The sequence below is a fragment of the Cellulosimicrobium sp. NPDC030954 genome, assembly GCF_055571305.1.
In genome coordinates this window covers 536979-555051 of record NZ_JBVIFN010000002.1, presented here as the reverse complement: position 1 = coordinate 555051, position 18073 = coordinate 536979, and the positions used below count along the sequence as shown (strand labels likewise).

Below are 18073 nucleotides of genomic sequence, written 5' to 3'. Positions count from 1 at the left end.
GAAGGACGACGACCCATGCGAGCACTGACCTGGCAGGGACGCGAGAAGGTGGGCGTCGAGGACGTGCCGGACCCGCGCATCGAGGAGCCGACGGACGCCGTCGTGCGCGTGACGTCGACCGCGATCTGCGGCTCCGACCTGCACCTGTACGGGGTGCTCGGGATGCTCCTCGACGCGGGCGACGTCCTGGGGCACGAGGCGATGGGCGTCGTCGAGGAGGTCGGCCCGGAGGCCGGGAGCCTGCAGGTCGGCGACCGCGTCGTGGTCCCGTTCAACATCGCGTGCGGTCGCTGCTGGATGTGCGAGCGCGGCCTGCAGACCCAGTGCGAGACGACGCAGGTGCGCTCCCAGGACAAGGGCGCCGCCCTCTTCGGGTACACCCGGCTCTACGGCCAGGTGCCGGGCGGCCAGGCGCAGTACCTGCGCGTGCCGCAGGCGCAGTACGGGCCGGTGGTCGTGCCCGACGACGGGACGCCCGACGAGCGCTACCTCTACCTCTCCGACGTGGTCCCCACCGCGTGGCAGGCCGTCGAGTACGCCGACGTCCCGCCGGGCGGCACGGTCGTGGTCCTCGGCCTCGGCCCGATCGGCCAGATGTCCGCGCGCATCGCCCTGCACCGCGGCGCCGCACGCGTGGTGGGCGTCGACCTCGTCCCCGAGCGGCGCGCGATGGCCGAGCGGCACGGCGTCGAGACGCTCGACCCGACGGCGGTCGGCGTGGCCGCCGTCGCGGTCGTCGACCCGCAGACGCTCGCCGGGTCCACGGGCCCGCTGCTCGAGGTCGTCGAGGCCGAGGGGTCCGTGCCCGCCTGGGTGTTCTCGCTCGTGGCCCTGATCGCCGTGGCCAACGGCGCGCTGCTGACCATGATCATGTCGAGCCGCCTCGCCTACGGCATGGCGGAGCAGGGCCTCCTCCCGCCCGTCCTCGGCCGCGTGCTCCCGCGGCGCCGCACCCCGTGGGTCGCGATCGTCGTGACGACGGTGGTCGCCATGGGGCTCGTCTTCACGGGCGACGTGGCCGGGCTCGCCGAGACGGTCGTGCTGCTCCTGCTGCTCGTCTTCGCCTCGACCAACGTCGCGGTCCTCGTGCTGCGGCGCGACCCGGTCGACGCGCCGCACTTCCGCGTCACGACGGTCGTGCCGGTGCTCAGTGTCGCGTCCTGCGTGCTGCTGCTCACCCAGCAGGACGCGGTGACGTGGCTGCGCGCGGGTATCCTGCTCGCCGTCGGCGCGGTCCTCTACGGCGTCATGCGCTGGACGGGCCGGACGCGCGCCGCACGACCCGCGCGCGAGGAGTGACCGCGCCATGGTTGCGGCGATCGGTCCCGGCCGCGGCTGTGCTCGCCGGACCTCCGGCCCTGGTCGGTGCGCCGCGCTCTGAGAGGATCGGCGCATGAGACGACGTGCCCTTCCGACCTTCGCGACCGCCGCCGCCGGAACCGCCCTCGCCCTCGCGCTCGCCGGCTGCACCGCCGGCGCGCCCGAGCCCAGCGCGCTGGACGCTCTGCTCGACCGGCACGACCTCGCGGGCCTTACGGGCCAGGAGGTCGTGGACCACCTGGAGGGGCTCGAGACGGCGGAGCGCCCCACGGACCTCGTCGCCTCGGTCCGCGCGTCGGAGCTCGTGCTCGCCGACGCGTCGTACGAGACGACCGTCCCGCTGCCGGACGACACTTTCTACCTGTCCGTCGCGCCCTTCGTGGACGGGACGCACGAGTGCTTCTACCACTCGCTCACGACGTGCCAGGGCGAGCTCGCGGGCGAGCCGGTGTCCGTCACGGTCGTCGACGCCGCGACCGGCGACGTCCTCGTCGAAGAGGACACGACGCTCGGCGCCAACGGGTTCGTCGGCTACTGGCTCCCCCGCGACGTCGACGCGGAGCTGCGCGTCGAGCACGAGGGCCGGGTCGGCACCACGGTCGTCTCCACGGGCGACGACGACCCGACCTGCCTCACGACGCTGCAGCTCGCGTGACCGGGTAGGCCCGGTCGTGGCGTCGACGCCGCGGCCGTGCCCGAGACGCACGACGGCGCCCGTCGCACGAGGGTGCGACGGGCGCCGTCGGGTGCGCGGAGAGAGGCGTCAGGCCGTGGCGGCGTAGGCGAGCACGATCTCCTCGGTGACGGTCTCGCCGTCGCGCTCGACGGTGGCCGTCACGGTCACCTCCCCGGCCGGGGCCTCGACGAGCCGGGTCGCGAACGCCTGGTAGGCGTTCTTCCCGGGCGCCACGTCGGCGTACTCCTTGCTGCCGTACGGGGTCGCGAGGGTGATGTCGACGGCGGTGTCGTCCTCGTTGAGCACGCGCACGGCGACGTACTGCTTGCCACCCATGGTCCGCAGCTCGGCCTCGGCCGCGAGGTCGATCGCCGGGCCGTCGTCGACGAGCCCGGTCTGCCACACGACGAGGTCGTCGATCTTCGACGCCAGCAGTTCCCGGTCTCCCGCGGCCGCGGACAGGTGGTCGACGAGCGACCGCGCGCCGCCGAGCACCTGGACCGCGGTCGCGGGGTCGCCCGCCTCGGCCGCGGAGCGCGCGCTGCCGAGCAGCGAGCTGATCGCGCCCGCGATCACGCTGTCGCCCACCGCGGAGGTGTCCAGGCCGGCCACGACGCCGTCGACCTCGGGGAACGTCACGCAGTTGCCGCCGCCCTCGACGACGCCCGCGGTCCACTCGACCCCCTTGAGCACGTGCTCGCGGAAGACCGGGTCCGTCCACGACTCGTCGGTGTGCCCGGCGCCCTCGTACCAGGACCGGCCGCCCTCGAAGTTCTGGCACCACGAGAGCGGGTGGTCCTCGCCCATCGCGCCGTTGCCGGGCGAGTAGGTCGACTCGTCGAGCGTGACGAGCACGTGCACCTCCGCGCGAGGGTTGACCGAGTAGTTGTACCACTCGTCGAACCGCTCCCAGACGGCCGGCAGGTGCGCGGTCGAGGGGTGCGTCGGGCTCTCGACGCGCATCGTCGCCGTCTGCTGCTGCGGGTGGGAGACGAAGCGCGCGCCGCCGCCCGTCAGCTCGCTGTACCAGGGCACGGTGTGCATCGTGTCGGTCGCGGCGTGCAGCCCGACGAACCCGCCGCCGTCGTGGATGTAGCCCTGGAGCGCCGCGAGCTCGGTGTCGTCGAGCAGGCGCGGCGTCGCCGGGTCGAGCGAGTTGGTGTTGTCGACGGGCGAGACGAAGACCAGGGTCGCGTACTGCGACAGGTCCTCGGCGCTCGTGAACGGCGTCGAGTCCATCGTGAGGTCGGGCTGGCCCGGCGAGCCGTTCCCCCACCAGCCGGCGGAGTCGTTCGGCGGGTCCCACACGTCGACCGTGAAACCGTTGTCCTCACCGAGCTCGATCAGCGCGCGCGTCGTGTCGTCGATGTGCGAGTGCCGGAACCCGAGCGTCTTGCCGACGACGAGGATCTTGTAGTCCTCCTCGTCGGCGGCCGCCGGCCCCGCGGCAACGAGCGTCGCCCCTCCGGCGAGGGGCAGCGCGACCGCCGCCGCCACCGCCCGTCTGGCCGTCGTACCGCTGAACAAATCCATGCGTGCTTCTCCCTCGTCGTCGAGAGCGCGGGCCGGGCGCCGGTTCCCGGCGGACCGCCGGTCGGGCTCCAGGGACTTCTCCAGGCCCGGCGGCGCGCGCACTCCTGCGTGCGTGGACGTCGGCTGCTGCCGATGTCGCGAGTTTTGACGGCGACCGATCAAAAGTCAAGGATTCAACGACCGTGGCGTGCCGATCTCACCCGGTCCCGCCGCGGGGCGCGCAGCACCACCGCCAGGCACAGCGCGCGCACAGGGTCACCACAGGCACGACCACGCGCGCCGCGGGACGCTGGGGCCATGACCGCATCCCCCGCCCCCGTCGGCCGTCCCGACCAGCCGCGCCTCACGCGCCCGGACGGCTCGCCCGTCCGCGTGCTCGTGGTCGACGACGAGCCCAACCTCGCCGAGCTGCTCACCTCGGCGCTGCGCTACGAGGGCTGGGACGTGTCCACCGCGCTCGACGGGGGCTCCGCGATCCGCACCGCGCGCGAGACCGGGCCCGACGTCGTCGTGCTCGACGTCATGCTCCCCGACATGGACGGCCTCACCGTGCTGCGCCGGCTGCGCGAGCGCGACACCGACGTCCCCGTCCTCTTCCTCACCGCGCGCGACGCCGTCGAGGACCGCGTCGCCGGGCTCACCGCGGGCGGCGACGACTACGTGACCAAGCCGTTCAGCCTCGAGGAGGTCGTCGCGCGCCTGCGCGGGCTGCTGCGCCGGGGCGGCGCCACCGCGCAGCGCGAGGACTCCGTGCTCGTCGTCGGCGACCTCGAGCTCGACGAGGACGCGCACGAGGTGCGCCGCGCGGGCGCGGAGGTCCGACTCACGGCCACCGAGTTCGAGCTGCTGCGCTACCTCATGCGCAACCCGCGCCGCGTGCTGTCCAAGGCGCAGATCCTCGACCGCGTCTGGAACTACGACTTCGGCGGCCAGGCGAACATCGTCGAGCTCTACATCTCCTACCTGCGCCGCAAGATCGACAGGGGCCGCGAGCCCATGATCCACACGCTGCGCGGGGTCGGGTACGTGCTCAAGCCCGCGAACGGCGCGGACGACGCCCGTGGCTGAGGCGCGCGCCGTTCCCGACCCCGCGCGTCACGGGTCCGCCGACGGTGTCCCCGCGCGACGGCCGACGGCGCTGCGCCGCCGGCTCGTCCTCGTGCTCGCCGGGGTCGTGCTCCTCGTCACCGTCGGCCTTGCCGCCGCGTCCGCGCTCGCGCTGCGCGACCAGCTCGTCGAACAGCTCGACCACGAGCTCGAGCAGGCGAGCTCGCGGCTCGCGCAGGGCTTCGGGGAGCGTCCCGGCGACGGCCCCGGGCAGCCGCCGGACGACACCGGTGGCACCCCCAGCCCCAGCCCCAGCGACCTGCCCGACGACCCGTCCCGATTCCCCGCGGGCACCGGCCCCGGCAGCGCCGTGCTCCGCTACGTCGATGGCGAGGTCGTGCTCGCCGAGTACGTGACGCCCACGCTCGAGCGCGTCGTGCTCGACGAGGCGCAGATCGCCGCGCTCGAGGACGTGCCCGCCGACGGCGCCCCGCACGACGCCGACCTGCCCGACCTCGGGTCGTTCCGTGCCGTGCACCGCACCACGGACGACGGCCAGACCGTCGTCGTCGCGTCGAGCACCACCACCGTCGACGCGACGGTCGAGAAGTACGTGCTCATCGAGGTCGCGCTCGGCGCCGCGGGCCTGCTCGCCGCCGTGCTCCTCGGGACGTGGCTCGTGCGGCGCTCGCTCCGGCCGCTCGACGACGTCGCCGCCGCGGCGGGGCGCGTCTCCGAGCTGGAGCTCGCGCAGGGCGAGATCGACGCGATCCCGCGCGTCCCGGTCGACCTCACCGACGAGCGCACCGAGGTCGGGCAGGTGGGTGCCGCGCTGAACCGCATGCTCGAGAACGTCGAGACCTCGCTCCAGGCGCGCCACGACTCCGAGACCCAGGTGCGGCGGTTCGTCGCCGACGCGAGCCACGAGCTCCGCACCCCGCTCGCCTCCATCCGGGGGTACGCCGAGCTCGTGCGCCGCTCCCCCGACGAGGTCCCGCCCGCCACCGCGCGCTCGCTCGACCGCATCGAGTCCGAGGCCGTGCGCATGACGGGTCTCGTCGAGGACCTCCTGCTCCTCGCGCGGCTCGACGCCGGCCGCCCGCTCGACCGCGCGCCCGTCGACCTCGCCGGCCTCGCCGTGGACGCGGTCATGGACGCCCACGCCGCCGGTCCCGACCACGACTGGGCCCTCGACCTTCCCGGCGAGGACCTCGACGTCGACCTCCCGACCGACCCGCCCGACGGGGTCGACGGGGTCGACGACGCGACGGACGACCTGGATCGCACCCGCGCGGCGCATGACTCCGGCGAGCAGGACCCGGACGAGGACGTCGACCTCGAGATCACGGGCGACGAGGCGAGCCTGCGCCAGGTGCTCGCGAACCTCCTCGCGAACGCCCGCACGCACACCCCGCCTGGCACCCACGTCGAGGTGCGGCTCGCGAGCGACGGCGACGACGTCGTGCTCACCGTCGCCGACGACGGCCCCGGCATCCCGGCGGCCCTGCGCCCGACGCTCTTCCGCCGCTTCACGCGCGGCGACGACGCGCGCAACCGCACCGGCGGCTCCACCGGCCTCGGCCTCGCCATCGCCCAGGCGATCGTCACCGCCCACCACGGCACGATCACCGTGTCGTCCGCCACCCCCGACGAGCCCGGCCCCACCGGCACCACCTTCACCGTCCGCCTCCCCCGCGACCGCCCCTAACGACCCGAGACCCCGGTCGGCGGCCGCCCCGTCGCCGCCGAGCAGGTGGTCCTGGCTCGTCCGGACAGCCGGACCAGCCAGGACCACCTGGTCGGCTCGCCGGGACCACCTGGTCGCGGCGCGCGGTGGGGCTTCCTGTGGTCAGCCCTTGACGCAGAGGAGCGTCGTGAGGCGGGCGACGACCTCGACGAGGTTGGACTGCGCGCGGACGACCTCGTCGAGATCCTTGTACGCGCCCGGGATCTCGTCGAGCACCCCCGCGTCCTTGCGGCACTCCACGCCGGCCGTCTGGGCGGCGAGGTCGTCCAGCGTGAAGGTCTTCTTCGCCTGGGTCCGGGACATGCGACGGCCCGCGCCGTGCGACGCCGACCAGTAGGAGTCCGGGTTCCCGAGCCCGCGCACGATGTACGAACCGGTGCCCATCGACCCGGGGATCAGGCCGAGGTCGCCCTTCCCGGCCCGGATCGCGCCCTTGCGGGTCACGACGAGCTCCTGCTCGTCGACGTGCTCGACCGCCACGTAGTTGTGGTGGACGTTCACGGCCTCGTCGAACGCGATCTCCCGACCCGGGAACGAGGTACGCATGGCGTCGACGACGAGCGTCATCATGACCGCGCGTGACCGCGCCGCGTACTCCTGCGCCCACCACAGGTCGGCAAGGTACGCGTCCATCTCCGGAGTGCCGCCGAGGAACACCGCGAGCTCGCGGTCGACGAGGCCCTGGTTGTGCTCGAGGCGCTTCGCGACGGCGACGTGCTGCTCCGCGAGCGTCTTGCCGATGTTGCGCGACCCTGAGTGCAGCTGAAGCCACACAGAACCAGACTCATCCACACACAACTCAACAAAGTGATTGCCCGAGCCAAGCGTTCCGAGCTGACGGCGGGCGCGACCCTCGATGTCCGAGACGCGGCCGTGCAGCCCCGAGAACCGCGACCAGAACGCGTCCGCGCCGCGCGCGACCTCCGCCGGGCCGCGCCCGGAGATCGAGCGCAGCCGATGCGGGTCGACCGCCTCGTCGTGCGCGTGGAACCCGACGGGGATCGCGGCCTCGATACGCGCGCGGACCGGCCCGAGGTCGTCGGGCAGGTCCTCGGCCGTGAGCGACGTGCGGACGCCGATCATGCCGCAGCCGATGTCGACGCCGACCGCGTTGGGCGACACCGCGTCGCGCATGGCGATGACCGAGCCGACGGTCGCGCCCTTGCCGAGGTGGACGTCGGGCATGACGCGCACACCCTCGACCCACGGCAGCGCGGCGATGTTGCGCAGCTGCTGCAGGGCGGCGGGCTCGACGGCGTGCTCGTGCGCCCACATGAGGGTCGGCGCCTTCGCGCCGGACAGCGGGACGGGGAACGCGTGGGCCTCGGTGCTCACGGTGCTGACCTCCTCGGGTCGTCCTGACGATCATGACGCCGCCCCGGCGGGGCGGCGCTGGTGCGCGCGGGAGGACTCGAACCCCCGCCGCCCGGCTCCGGAAGCCGGCGCTCTGTCCGCTGAGCTACGCGCGCTGGTGCTCCTTAACGTCGAGCAGACGGGACGCGAGGCGTCCAGGTGCCCTCGGAGGGAGTCGAACCCCCGTCTCCGCTTCCGTAGAGCGGCGTCGTGTCCGTTGGACCACGAAGGCAGCGCCATTTCACCGACGACGCACGACAAATGCACGCCGACGGAGAATGGGCGAAATGGCAGCACGACGAATGCGCCCCGTCACGGGCACATTCACGCACAAGAAAAAAGCCGCCCCGGCGATGTCCCGGGACGGCCTGTCGTGCGACGCCGAGGTCAGACGACAGGACCGCCGGAGTCGCCGGCGAAGGACGAGGACACGCTGAGATACGCCACGGGCAGCGCGACACGAGGTCGCTCGCAGGGCAGCACGGGACGTCGCCGGTCCTGCTGGACGAGTTCGCGCACGGCACTGCTCCTCTCGGTCATGTCGGGTGGCCCACGCACCGGAATGTCGTCGACCGAGGAAGACCGTACGCGCCTTTTCCGCTCGACACAACCCTATTTCCAGAATTCCTCAGAAATACTCCGCGGGCCCCGCCGTCACGGGCCGGGCCGGCGACCTCCTCCGGCATACGTCGCCGCTTGGCACACTTTTCTTCCCGGCCGCACCTGCGCCCGGACGGCCCTCCGGCGCTGTCGGCGGCACCCGGTAGGGTTCCGGACGTTCCGGACACACCTCCCGACGCCGACGAACCACCCGGCCGGGCCCGACGACAGGAGACCCGCCGCCATGATGGGCGCCCACCACGCCGCGACCGGAGCCGCCGCCTGGGTGGCGGTGACGTCCACCGCCCCGTTCGCGCTCGGGTGGCACCCCGTGTCGTCGGTCGGGGTCATGACGGGCGCCGTCGTGTGCGCCGGCGCCGCGCTTCTCCCCGACGCCGACCACCACAACGGCACGTTCGCGCACTCGCTCCCGCCCGTGAGCGAGTGGGTGTCCGACGCGGTCGAGACAATCTCCGGCGGCCACCGGCAGGGCACGCACTCGTTCCTCGGCATCGCGGTGTTCACCGCGCTCGCGTGGCTCGTGGGTCTGGTCACGGTCGAGACGGAGAGCTTCGGCACGGTCTACGTGGGCGGCGGCCTCCTCGCGGTCCTCCTCGTCGCGCTCGCGCTCAAGGCGCTCAAGCTCACGCGGCGCGGCAAGCTCATGCCGTGGGTCACGTCGCTCACCGTCGCCGTGCTCGTCGCACTCTTCTCCCCCGAGGAGTGGAACTGGCTCCCGGTCGCGGTCGGCATCGGCGTCACCGTGCACATCCTGGGCGACGTGCTCACGACCAACGGCGCACCGCTGCTGTGGCCGGTGAAGATCCGCTCCCCACGCTGGGTGCGCAGGTCCCTGGTGGTCGACGACGTCTGGCGCCCCGGCGGCAGCTTCGCGCTCCCGCTGCTCGGCGACACCGGGTCGGTGCGCGAGTGGATCCTCGCGACGGCGGTGGGCCTCTACGCGACGGTCGGGTTCGTGTGGTCCGCGCTCGACCAGATGGGCTACGACACGTACGGGACGTACGAGCGCGTCGCGTCGGCGATCCAGGCGCTGGCGGCCGGCGCCGCGTGAGCCGCCCCGGTCGCCGGCCACGACCGACGACCGGCGACCGGCGGTAATTCGCTTGCCCCGGGCCGCGCCCGGGTGGGACGGTCACGGGACGTCGCCCGCGCCGTCGGGCACCGGAGGAAGGAGGAACGCCATGAGCTGGACGACCCACGCTCGCGTGTCCACCACCCCCGGGAGCACCGACCGCCGCTAGACGGTCCAGGGCCCGTCCCCCGAGACGGCCCGCGCCCGCCGCTCGCCCCCGAGGCGACGGCAGCGCCGTGCGCTCCCCGCCCGAAGGAGCCCACCCGTGCCCGAGCACGACCTGCTGTACCCCGACCCGTACCTCCCACCGACGTTCGCGGGAGACCCCCGCACTCCCCCGCCCCGCCGCCTGCGGCGCAGCGACGACACCGCGGACCTCGACGACGCCGGTGCCGCCGCGGGCGTCCTCGACGCCGCGCTCGGCGCCGACCAGCGCTGGTCCACGTGGTCCGCCGTGGAGAAGGGGCAGCGCGGACCCGAGCCGCGCCCCGACTGGGTCGTGACCGCCGACGCGGCCGTCGACACCGAGCTGGGCGTGCTCAAGACCGGCAAGGAGGCGGACGTCTTCCTCGTCGAGCGCGCCGTCCCCGACGACGCCGCCCGGCGCACGCTGCTCGCCGCCAAGCGCTACCGGGACCTCGATCACCGCGCGTTCCGGCGCGACACGGTCTACACCGAGGACCGCCGCGTGCGCCGCACGCGCGACCGGCGCGCGCTCGACCGCAAGTCCCGCTACGGCCGCCAGGTCGCGGCCGGGCAGTGGGCGGCGGCGGAGTTCGCCGCGCTGGGCGAGCTGTGGTCCGCGGGCGCCCCCGTGCCCTACCCGGTCCAGATCGACGGCAACGAGATCCTCATGGAGTTCGTCGGGACGTCGGACGGCGTCGCGCACGAGGCCGCGCCCCGGCTCGCCCGCACCCGGCCCGACCCGGACCTCCTCGCGTCGTGGTGGGACCAGCTCCGCGACGGGATGGCGGTGCTGGCCCGCCTCGGCTTCGCGCACGGCGACCTCTCCCCGTACAACGTCCTCGCGGACGGCGACCGGCTCGTCATCATCGACCTGCCGCAGGTGGTCGACCTCGTGGCCAACCCGTTCGGCACCGAGCTGCTGCTGCGCGACTGCCGCACGATGTCCGCGTGGTTCGCCGCACGCGGCCTGGAGACCGACGCCGACGAGCTCTTCGCGCTCCTGCTCGCCGAGGCGTGGTGACCGCACGGCACCCGGGGCGCCGCGACCGCGCCGACGCCGGACGGACGCGGTAGAACGGGAGCATGGAACCCACCACCGAGTCCTTCGACGCCGACGACGTCCGGACGTTCCTCACGACCTACGGGGTCGCGCTCTCGACGGGCGACCTCGACACGATCGGCGAGAGCTACGCGTTCCCCGCGCTCGTCGTCGGGGCGACCGGGTCGGTGCTCCTCGCCGACCCGGAGGCCGTGCGGGAGTCGACGGCCGAGCTCGCCCGTGGGTTCCGCGAGCGCGGGCTCGTGGGCGTCGTGGCGCAGCTCGTCGGCGTCGAGGAGGTGGGCGACGCGCTCGTGTGGGCGCACGCGCGCTGGAGCTACCGCGACGAGTACGCCAACGAGCAGGAGGCGCAGGAGGTCCGCTACCTGCTGCGTCGCGCCCGCGACACGTTCGAGGTCTGCGTCACCGCACCGGTCGCGCCGTAGCGCCGACGACCTGTCGGCGCGTCACGGGTCCAGGGATCCGTGGCGCGACGACAGGTCACCGGTCAGGTCAGCCGGTTGTCGCGGTCCTCCCACGGGGTCGGGGTCGCCTCCTTGCGCGGGGTGTCGTCGGGCTGCAGCGCCCGCACGACGAACGCGCCGGCGGCGAGCACGATGCCGCCGGTGAACACGACGTGCAGCAGCACCAAGGCGGCCTCGAGGACGCCCAGCGGCACGGGCACGCTGAACATCACGCGCGGGAGGAGGACGCTGCGGAACAGCTCGCCGACGACTGCGAGCGCCAGCCCGGTCCAGAGCATCGTGCGGGGCGTCAGACGGGGTGGCATTCGCAGGGTCCTCTCGTCGGTGAGCCGGTGCGCGGGTGCCGACCCGTCGTCGCGCGCGGCGACCGGGCCTGCGTCCGGTCCGTTCCTACCACGGGACCGCGCTCCGGACCGCGGCGACGCCGACGTCCGGTCCCGGGGTGTCGGGCCGCGCGCCCTGGGCTCGGCGTCAGCGGAAGTCGCGGGACGTCGTCGCGACCTGCAGCGACAGCGGGGCGAGGTGCTCCGCGACGAGGTTCGTGGCGCCGTCGGCCCGCTCGAGCCGCCCGCGCACGACGAGCGCCGCGGAGCCGCGCGCGACCTTCCGGAACCGCTGCCACAGCCCGGGCGAGCACACGACGTTGAGGATCCCCGTCTCGTCCTCGAGCGACAGGAACGTCACGCCCCCGGCGGTCCCGGGACGCTGACGGTGCGTGACGACGCCACCCACCGCGACGCGCGACGACGGGTGCGGGCGCGTCCCCGGCACTTCGCCCGCGACGCGCTCGGCCTCGTCGACCTGCTCGATCTGCCGCGACACCTCGACCGCGCCGACGACGGTGAGCACGCCCGCCGCCGTCAGGCCGTCGCGGACGTACTGCGTCGGGTAGGAGTCGGCGGACACGCCCGTGGCCCACACGTCGGCGACGGCGGTCTCGACGTCGGTCATGCCGGGCAGCGCCGGGGCCTCGACCCCGACGCTCACGCCGGGCAGCGTCCCCGGGCCCTCCTGCGCGAGCGCGCCGGCCGCCCACAGCGCCTCGCGCCGGGTCACGCCGAGGCCGTCCGTCGCGCCGGCGGTCGCGAGCCCCTCGAGCTGGGCGGTCGTGAGGTCGACGCGCCGCACGAGGTCGCGCAGGTCGCTGAACGGCCGCCCCTCCCCCGGCGCCCCGCGCGCCGCGACGACCCGTTCGGCCGCGTCCTTGCCGAGCCCCCGCACGCTCGCGAGCCCGAGCCGCACCGCGAGCTCGAGATCGGGCTCCGGCCCGAACGCGGTGTCGACCCGCACCCCTCCGCCGACCACGTGGTTGCTGCCCGTCCGAGCGCCCTGATGGTCGCCACCCGCATGGTCGGCGGGCAGCCGCTCGACCGTCGCCTCGACGTCGGACGCGTTGACGTCGGGGCGCAGGACGGTGACGCCGTGGCGGCGTGCGTCCGCCACGAGAGACTGCGGCGAGTAGAACCCCATGGGCTGCGCCGCGAGCAGGCCGGCGTAGAACGCGGCGGGGTGGTGCACCTTGAGCCACGAGCTCGCGTAGACGAGGAACGCGAACGAGTACGCGTGCGACTCGGGGAACCCGAAGTCGGCGAACGCCTTGAGCTTGTCGTAGATCGCCTCGCGCACGGCCGGGTCCGTGACCCCCTTCTTGCGCATCCCGTCCATGAGCCGCCCGCGCAGCTCCTCCATGCGCTCGACCGACCGCTTGGACCCCATCGCGCGCCGGAGCTGGTCGGAGTCCTGGGGCGAGAAGCCCGCGACGTCGATCGCCATCTGCATGAGCTGCTCCTGGAACAGCGGCACACCGAGGGTCTTGCCGAGCGACTTCTCCAGCAGCGGGTGCAGGAACGTCACCTCCTCGCGCCCCCGCGCGCGGTTGATGTACGGGTGCACGGACCCGCCCTGGATGGGCCCGGGGCGGATGAGCGCGACCTCGATGACGATGTCGTAGAACTTTCGGGGGCGCAGCCGCGGCAACGTCGCCATCTGCGCGCGCGACTCGACCTGGAACACGCCGACGGTGTCGGCCGCGCACAGCAGGTCGTACACCGCCGGGTCGTCCTCGGGCAGCGTGTGCAGCGCGAGGCGCGGGCCGCCCTCGTGCCGCTCGACCAGGTCGAACCCGATGCGCAGCGCCGTGAGCATCCCGAGGCCCAGCAGGTCGAACTTCACGAGCCCCGCGTCCGCGCAGTCCTCCTTGTCCCACTGCAGGACGGTGCGCCCCTCCATGCGCGCCCACTCGACGGGGCACACCTCGATGACGGGGCGGTCGCACATGACCATCCCGCCCGAGTGGATGCCCAGGTGCCGCGGGAGGCGCAGCATCCGGTCGGCGAGGTCGAGCACGGCGTCCGGGATCTCGCCCTCCTGCGCGGCCGACGGCGGACGGTGCGCGGGCACGACGTCGTGCGTGTCGTCCGCGCGCAGGACCTCGCCCTCGTCCACGGCGAGCGGGTCGACGACGCGCGGTCGCCGCGCGCCCCGGCCGCTCAGGTCGGGCGACCAGTCGCCACGATGCCCGGTGTGCGGACGTTCGTCGCGAGAGGCTACGGCGCGGGAGGTGCCGGTGCGCGACGACCCCACCTCCCTCCCTGCCGAACCCACGTCGCCCGACCCCCACAGGCGAGCCTTCTCGGCGTCCTTCTCGGCGGTCTTCGTCGCGATGGCGACCTCCTTGGCCTTCCGGTCCGCCGCGGGCGACGACGGGTCGGGGCCGCGCAGCGACCCCCAGCGCTCGATGGACTTGCTCCACGCGTCGGCCTGCCCGACGTCGTACCCGAGCGCCCGGGCCGCGTCGCGCACGGCCGACTTGGGCCGGTAGGAGATGACGTTCGCGACCTGCGCGGCGTGCGTGCGCCCGAACGTCGCGTAGACGTGCTGGATGACCTCCTCGCGCCGCGCCGACTCGATGTCGATGTCGATGTCCGGCGGCCCGTCGCGCTCGGGCGCGAGGAAGCGCTCGAACAGCAGCCCGTGCTTCACCGCGTCGACGGCCGTGATGCCGAGCGCGTAGCAGACCGCGGAGTTCGCGGCCGACCCGCGGCCCTGGGCGAGGATCCCGTTGACCCGGCAGAACTCGACGAGGTCGTAGACGACGAGGAAGTACCCGGGGAAGTGCAGGTCCTCGATGACCTCCAGCTCGTGGTCGATCTGCGCCCACGAGCCCGCGACGGTCTCCCGCCCGCGCGGGCCGTACCGGTCCTCGCCGCCGCGCCGCACGAGCTCGCGCAGCCAGGTCGCCTCGGTGTGCCCGGCCGGAACGGGGTACGGCGGGAGGTCGGGCGCGACGAGGTGCAGGTCGAACGCGCACTCGTCCCCGAGCGCGGCCGCGGTCGCGACGGCCTGCGGGTGCCGGTGGTGGCGCGCGAGCATCTCCGTCGCGGTCCGCAGGTGCGTCGTCGGGGCACCGGGCAGCCACCCGTCGAGGTCGTCGAGCGACGAGCGGGCGCGCACCGCGGCGAGCGCCCCCGCGAGGTCGGCGTCGCGCGGCGACGCGTAGTGGGCGGCGGTCGTCGCGACGAGCGGCAGCCGGGCCTCGGCGGCGAGATCGGCGAGCGCCGCGTGCAGGTCGGCGTCGCGCGGGTCGTCGGTCGCGGTGATCTCGACGGCCACGTTGTCCGCGCCGAAGACGGCGACGAGCCGGTCGAGCTCGCGGCGCGCCGCGGCGCGGCCGGACGTGACGAGCGCGCGGCGCACCGAACCCTTGCGACAGCCGGTGAGCACGAGCCACTGGCCCGCGGCCTCCTCGCCGAGCCGGTCGAGGCGGTAGTCGGCGGCCCCCTTGGTCCCGGTCGCGAGGTGCGCGGTGGCGATGGCGCGCGACAGGTTGCGGTAGCCCTGCGTGCCGCGCGCGAGGACGAGCAGGTGGGTCGAGCGCGGGTCGGGCACGCCGGTGGGCGGGTCGAGCACGGGCGCGCCCGTGGCCGTGGGCGCCGGCAGGTGCAGCTCGGCGCCGAAGACCGTGGGGAGCCCGACCTTGCGCGCCGCCTCGGCGAAGCGCACGACGCCGTACAGGCCGTCGTGGTCGGTGATCGCGAGCGCCGACAGCCCGAGCCGCGCGCCCTCGGCGGCGAGCTCCTCGGGGTGGGACGCGCCGTCGAGGAAGCTGAACGCGGAGTGGGCATGGAGCTCGGCGTACCGCGGCCCTGCCGTCCGGTCAGTCATAGAGGCCCTCCACGGTCCAGCGCCCGCGGGTGCTCGCGAGGAGGAGCCCGCGGCCGTCGTCGAGCAGGACCTGCACGTGCACCCGGCGCCGCGACGCGGGTGCCCACCAGCGCTCGGCGAGCGGCCACGGCCCGGCCCAGTCCACGACGGCGCGCCCGGCCCCGGCCCCGGGGCCAGTGCCGGGGCGCAGCGCCTCCCGTCCGGAGGCCCCCGCGCGGCGCGCCTCCTCCTCGGGTGCCGGGGCGACCCACCGCACGGTCGCGGGCTCGCCGCTCATCGCGAGCCGGGCGTCGACGACGACGGGCCGCCCGGCGGCGTCGAGCACGACGACGTCCTGCGGCTCGACGGGCACGACCGCCGGCGCGGGGCTCGGCAGCGCGCCGGGCCACGGCAGGGCCGGGTCGCGCGGGCGGGCGACGTCCTCCCCGAACGGCACGAGGTGCACGCGGTCGGTCGCGTCGCGCCCGCCCTGGACCTGGACGCGCAGGACGGCGTCGCCGCCGAGGATGCCCTGCACGCGCCCGAGCGCGCGGTGGGCGCGCGCGTCCTCGCCGCTCGACGCACCCCACAGGCGCGGTTGCTCGGCCCCCGCGGGGACGACCTCCTCGGCCGTGAGGGACAGGCGGGTCAGCGGCGCGACGTCGGGCACGACGTCGGCGCCGCCGGGCGAGCCGCCTCGCTCGCCACCACGCCTGCCACCGCGCGCGGACCGGGCCGCGCGCGCGGAGCGGATGCTCGTCGTGGTGAGCCAGCCCTCGAGCTGCCACCGGACCTTGTCCGTGAGGCGCGCGGGGCTCATCGCACCCGGCCCGTCGAGCCGCCAGGTGCGCTCGAGGTCGTCCCCCTCCGTGGTCCGCGCGGTGATGCGCAGGCGCCCGGCGACGAGCGAGCGCGCGACGAGCTGGTCGTGCAGGTCCTCGGAGAGCCGCCGCGCGGCGAAGGTCGCGACGTCGACGCGCTCGGCGGGCGGGTCGAGGTCGGCGCCCACCGCGACGTCGGGCTCGACGCGGCGCCGCGCGGGCGGGCGCAGGTCCTCGCCGCGCGCGAGCCGGTGCGCCCACGCGCCGAGGTCGCCGAACCGCCCCTCGACGGTCGCGGGCGGCAGTGCCGCGAGCGCCCCGAGGGTGCGCACGCCGAGCCGGCCCAGGAGGTCGACGAGCTCGTCGACCGCGACGGCGGCGTCGGGGCGGGCGGCGACGTGCGCGAGGTCGCGCGCGGGCCGCGGGGCGAGGAACGCGGCGGAGCCGCCGGGCGCGACGACGGCGGCGTCCCGCGCTGCGAGCACGGCCGCGAGGATGCCGTCGGCGACGCCCACCTGGCTCTCGTGCCCGGTGCGCTCGGCGACGCGCGCGACGAGCGCCTCCGCGAGCGCGACGTCCGACCCGTGATAGCGGCTCGCCCCGGCGGCCGGCAGGAGCAGGAGGCCGGGCCGGGTGATCTCCAGCCCCGCGACGACGGTCTCGGCCGCGAGGGCGACGGGCTCGAACTCGCGGGCGTCGCGCGCGTCGTCGACGTCGAGCAGCTCGAGCTCCGGGCAGCACTCCCGGGCCCGACGGCGGCGCATGCCCCGGCGCACGCCGTGGGCCCGCGCGGTCGCGGAGACGGCGACGACGCGACGGCCGTCGTGCGTCGCGGCGGGGACGTGCGCGGGGACGTCGCGCACCGCCATCGCCGCGAGCACCGGCCAGTCCGGCACCCACAGGGCGGCCGTGCGGGTCGGGCTCGTGCTCATCCGACGAGCCGGAGCCGGGAGGGCCGGTCGGGGTCGTCGACCCGGGCGGGGCCGACGGCGGTCCCGTGGGCGGTCTCATGGGCGGTCGCGGCGGTCTCGGCCACGGTGGCGCCGGTCCCGGCCGCGGGCCGGGTGCCGCGGGCGTCCTCGGCGAGGAACGCGGGCCAGTCCTCGTGGGCGAACGGGAGCTCGACCTCGACCCGCACGGGGCGCGCGGCGCCCCCGCGACCCGCCCGCTCGACGACGAGCGTGCGCCGGCGCAGCCAGCCCGCCCCGCGGTCGGCCCCGGACCAGCCGCCGCCCGTCACGGTGAGCACGACGTGCGCGCCCGGCCACGCCGTGGCCGCGACGAGCAGCGCCCCGCGCTCGCGCGCCCGGGCGGTGAGGCGACGCCGGTCGGTGTCGGTGAGGGCGGCGTCGGGCCCGACGACCACGACGTCCAGGCCGTCGACGAGCGCCGAGATCGCGAGCGCCGCGTCGGGGCCGGGGCGCGGGACGAGCACGACGCGGTCGAGGTCCGCGCCGACGTCGGCGGCCGCGAGCAGCCCGACCGCGGGGAACCCGACCGCTGCGGTCCATGCCCCGGACCGGGAGGGCCGCGCGACGAGCGCGAGCAGGAGGCTCGTCGAGCCGCGCACCGCCAGCGCGGTGCCACGCTGCAGGGCGCCGAGCGGGAGGAGCGGCGCGAGCGCGTCGTGCACCGGCCACACCCGCTCGTCCGTGCCCGCGTCCCGGCTCGGGTCCCGCATCGCGACGTGGCGGCCGCGGGCGCGCGCCGGGCGCTCGGCCGGCACGACAGGGGTCGGCCGGGCGACCGTCGGCGAGGAGACGTCGGCGAGCGGGACGTCGGCGCGCGGGACGTCGGCGCGCGGGACGGCGGCCGGTGCTGCCGGGACCGCGGGGGCGGCGACCGTGCGGTGTCGGCGGACGCCCGTACGCTCCTCCGCACGGCGCAGGACGGCGCGGGCGCGCTCGGCCTTGTCGACGGCCGCGACCGTCGGGTCTGGTGCCCCCGCCCGTTCGGCGGGGTCGGCGAGAAGGGTCATCTCGCCTCCCGGGATGCTGCTCGGACGGGACGCGCACCGCGCGTCGACTGCT

Annotated in this window: 14 protein-coding genes and 2 tRNA genes; 7 read left to right on the top strand and 9 right to left on the bottom strand. The window is 75.3% G+C overall.

All coding sequences use genetic code 11. From position 1 onward, the window contains the following. Window positions 1–15 precede the first annotated feature (15 nt). Together ACZ402_RS07500 and ACZ402_RS07495 are read left to right on the top strand one after the other, a co-directional pair. On the top strand, window positions 16–1299 hold the full coding sequence (locus tag ACZ402_RS07500) for an amino acid permease (protein ID WP_375824924.1): 1284 nt from the start codon (window positions 16–18) through the stop codon (window positions 1297–1299). Between the two features lie 94 nt (window positions 1300–1393). Continuing rightward, entirely contained in the window at window positions 1394–1975 is a 582-nt protein-coding gene (locus ACZ402_RS07495; protein WP_375824923.1) for a CueP family metal-binding protein, read from the top strand. Window positions 1976–2083: 108 nt separating this feature from the next. Here ACZ402_RS07495 and ACZ402_RS07490 read toward each other — a convergent pair whose 3' ends face one another. Beyond that, the gene (locus ACZ402_RS07490; protein ID WP_375824922.1) at window positions 2084–3529 is read right to left on the bottom strand and encodes a ThuA domain-containing protein; all 1446 of its coding nucleotides are present in this window, start codon (window positions 3527–3529) and stop codon (window positions 2084–2086) included. 297 nt (window positions 3530–3826) lie between these two features. Between ACZ402_RS07490 and ACZ402_RS07485 the strand changes: the two genes are divergently transcribed. Next, on the top strand, window positions 3827–4597 hold the full coding sequence (locus tag ACZ402_RS07485; RefSeq protein ID WP_375824921.1) for a response regulator transcription factor: 771 nt from the start codon (window positions 3827–3829) through the stop codon (window positions 4595–4597). Further along, window positions 4590–6284 (top strand): sensor histidine kinase, encoded by a 1695-nt coding sequence (locus ACZ402_RS07480; protein WP_375824920.1) that lies wholly within the window; start codon window positions 4590–4592, stop codon window positions 6282–6284. Before ACZ402_RS07485 ends, ACZ402_RS07480 begins: the two co-directional genes overlap by 8 nt. 141 nt (window positions 6285–6425) lie before the next feature. On the opposite strand, the gene ACZ402_RS07475 is transcribed toward ACZ402_RS07480, so the two are convergent. The 4 genes from ACZ402_RS07475 to ACZ402_RS07460 form a co-directional block, all read right to left on the bottom strand. Then, window positions 6426–7598 (bottom strand): RtcB family protein, encoded by a 1173-nt coding sequence (locus ACZ402_RS07475; protein WP_375824958.1) that lies wholly within the window; start codon window positions 7596–7598, stop codon window positions 6426–6428. Window positions 7599–7716: 118 nt separating this feature from the next. Further along, window positions 7717–7792, bottom strand: a tRNA-Arg gene (locus ACZ402_RS07470). A 44-nt stretch (window positions 7793–7836) separates the two neighbouring features. Beyond that, window positions 7837–7908, bottom strand: a tRNA-Arg gene (locus tag ACZ402_RS07465). 155 nt (window positions 7909–8063) lie between these two features. Then, window positions 8064–8195 (bottom strand): hypothetical protein, encoded by a 132-nt coding sequence (locus ACZ402_RS07460; protein WP_375824919.1) that lies wholly within the window; start codon window positions 8193–8195, stop codon window positions 8064–8066. 325 nt (window positions 8196–8520) lie between these two features. Here ACZ402_RS07460 and ACZ402_RS07455 point away from each other — a divergent pair, with 325 nt between their 5' ends. The 3 genes from ACZ402_RS07455 to ACZ402_RS07445 all read left to right on the top strand — a co-directional run bounded on the left by ACZ402_RS07455 (window position 8521) and on the right by ACZ402_RS07445 (window position 11040). Further along, entirely contained in the window at window positions 8521–9348 is an 828-nt protein-coding gene (locus ACZ402_RS07455; RefSeq protein ID WP_375824918.1) for a metal-dependent hydrolase, read from the top strand. A 286-nt stretch (window positions 9349–9634) separates the two neighbouring features. After that, window positions 9635–10576: a serine protein kinase RIO gene (locus ACZ402_RS07450; protein ID WP_375824917.1), complete on the top strand. Its 942-nt coding sequence runs from the start codon at window positions 9635–9637 to the stop codon at window positions 10574–10576. Window positions 10577–10638: 62 nt separating this feature from the next. Continuing rightward, window positions 10639–11040, top strand: a complete 402-nt coding sequence (locus ACZ402_RS07445; protein ID WP_375824916.1) for a hypothetical protein — start codon at window positions 10639–10641, stop codon at window positions 11038–11040. Window positions 11041–11102: 62 nt separating this feature from the next. On the opposite strand, the gene ACZ402_RS07440 is transcribed toward ACZ402_RS07445, so the two are convergent. The 4 genes from ACZ402_RS07440 to ACZ402_RS07425 all read right to left on the bottom strand — a co-directional run bounded on the left by ACZ402_RS07440 (window position 11103) and on the right by ACZ402_RS07425 (window position 18021). Next, window positions 11103–11384, bottom strand: coding sequence for a hypothetical protein (locus ACZ402_RS07440; RefSeq protein WP_375824915.1), 282 nt, complete (start codon window positions 11382–11384; stop codon window positions 11103–11105). Window positions 11385–11550: 166 nt separating this feature from the next. Further along, complete coding sequence (locus ACZ402_RS07435) at window positions 11551–15243, bottom strand: error-prone DNA polymerase (RefSeq protein ID WP_375824914.1); 3693 nt, start codon at window positions 15241–15243, stop codon at window positions 11551–11553. After that, a complete protein-coding gene (locus ACZ402_RS07430) occupies window positions 15236–16975 on the bottom strand; it encodes a DNA polymerase Y family protein (protein WP_375824913.1) in 1740 nt (579 codons plus the stop codon). The genes ACZ402_RS07435 and ACZ402_RS07430 overlap by 8 nt, the downstream gene beginning before the upstream one ends. Next, on the bottom strand, window positions 16972–18021 hold the full coding sequence (locus ACZ402_RS07425) for a hypothetical protein (protein ID WP_375824912.1): 1050 nt from the start codon (window positions 18019–18021) through the stop codon (window positions 16972–16974). The genes ACZ402_RS07430 and ACZ402_RS07425 overlap by 4 nt, the downstream gene beginning before the upstream one ends. Window positions 18022–18073 lie beyond the last annotated feature (52 nt).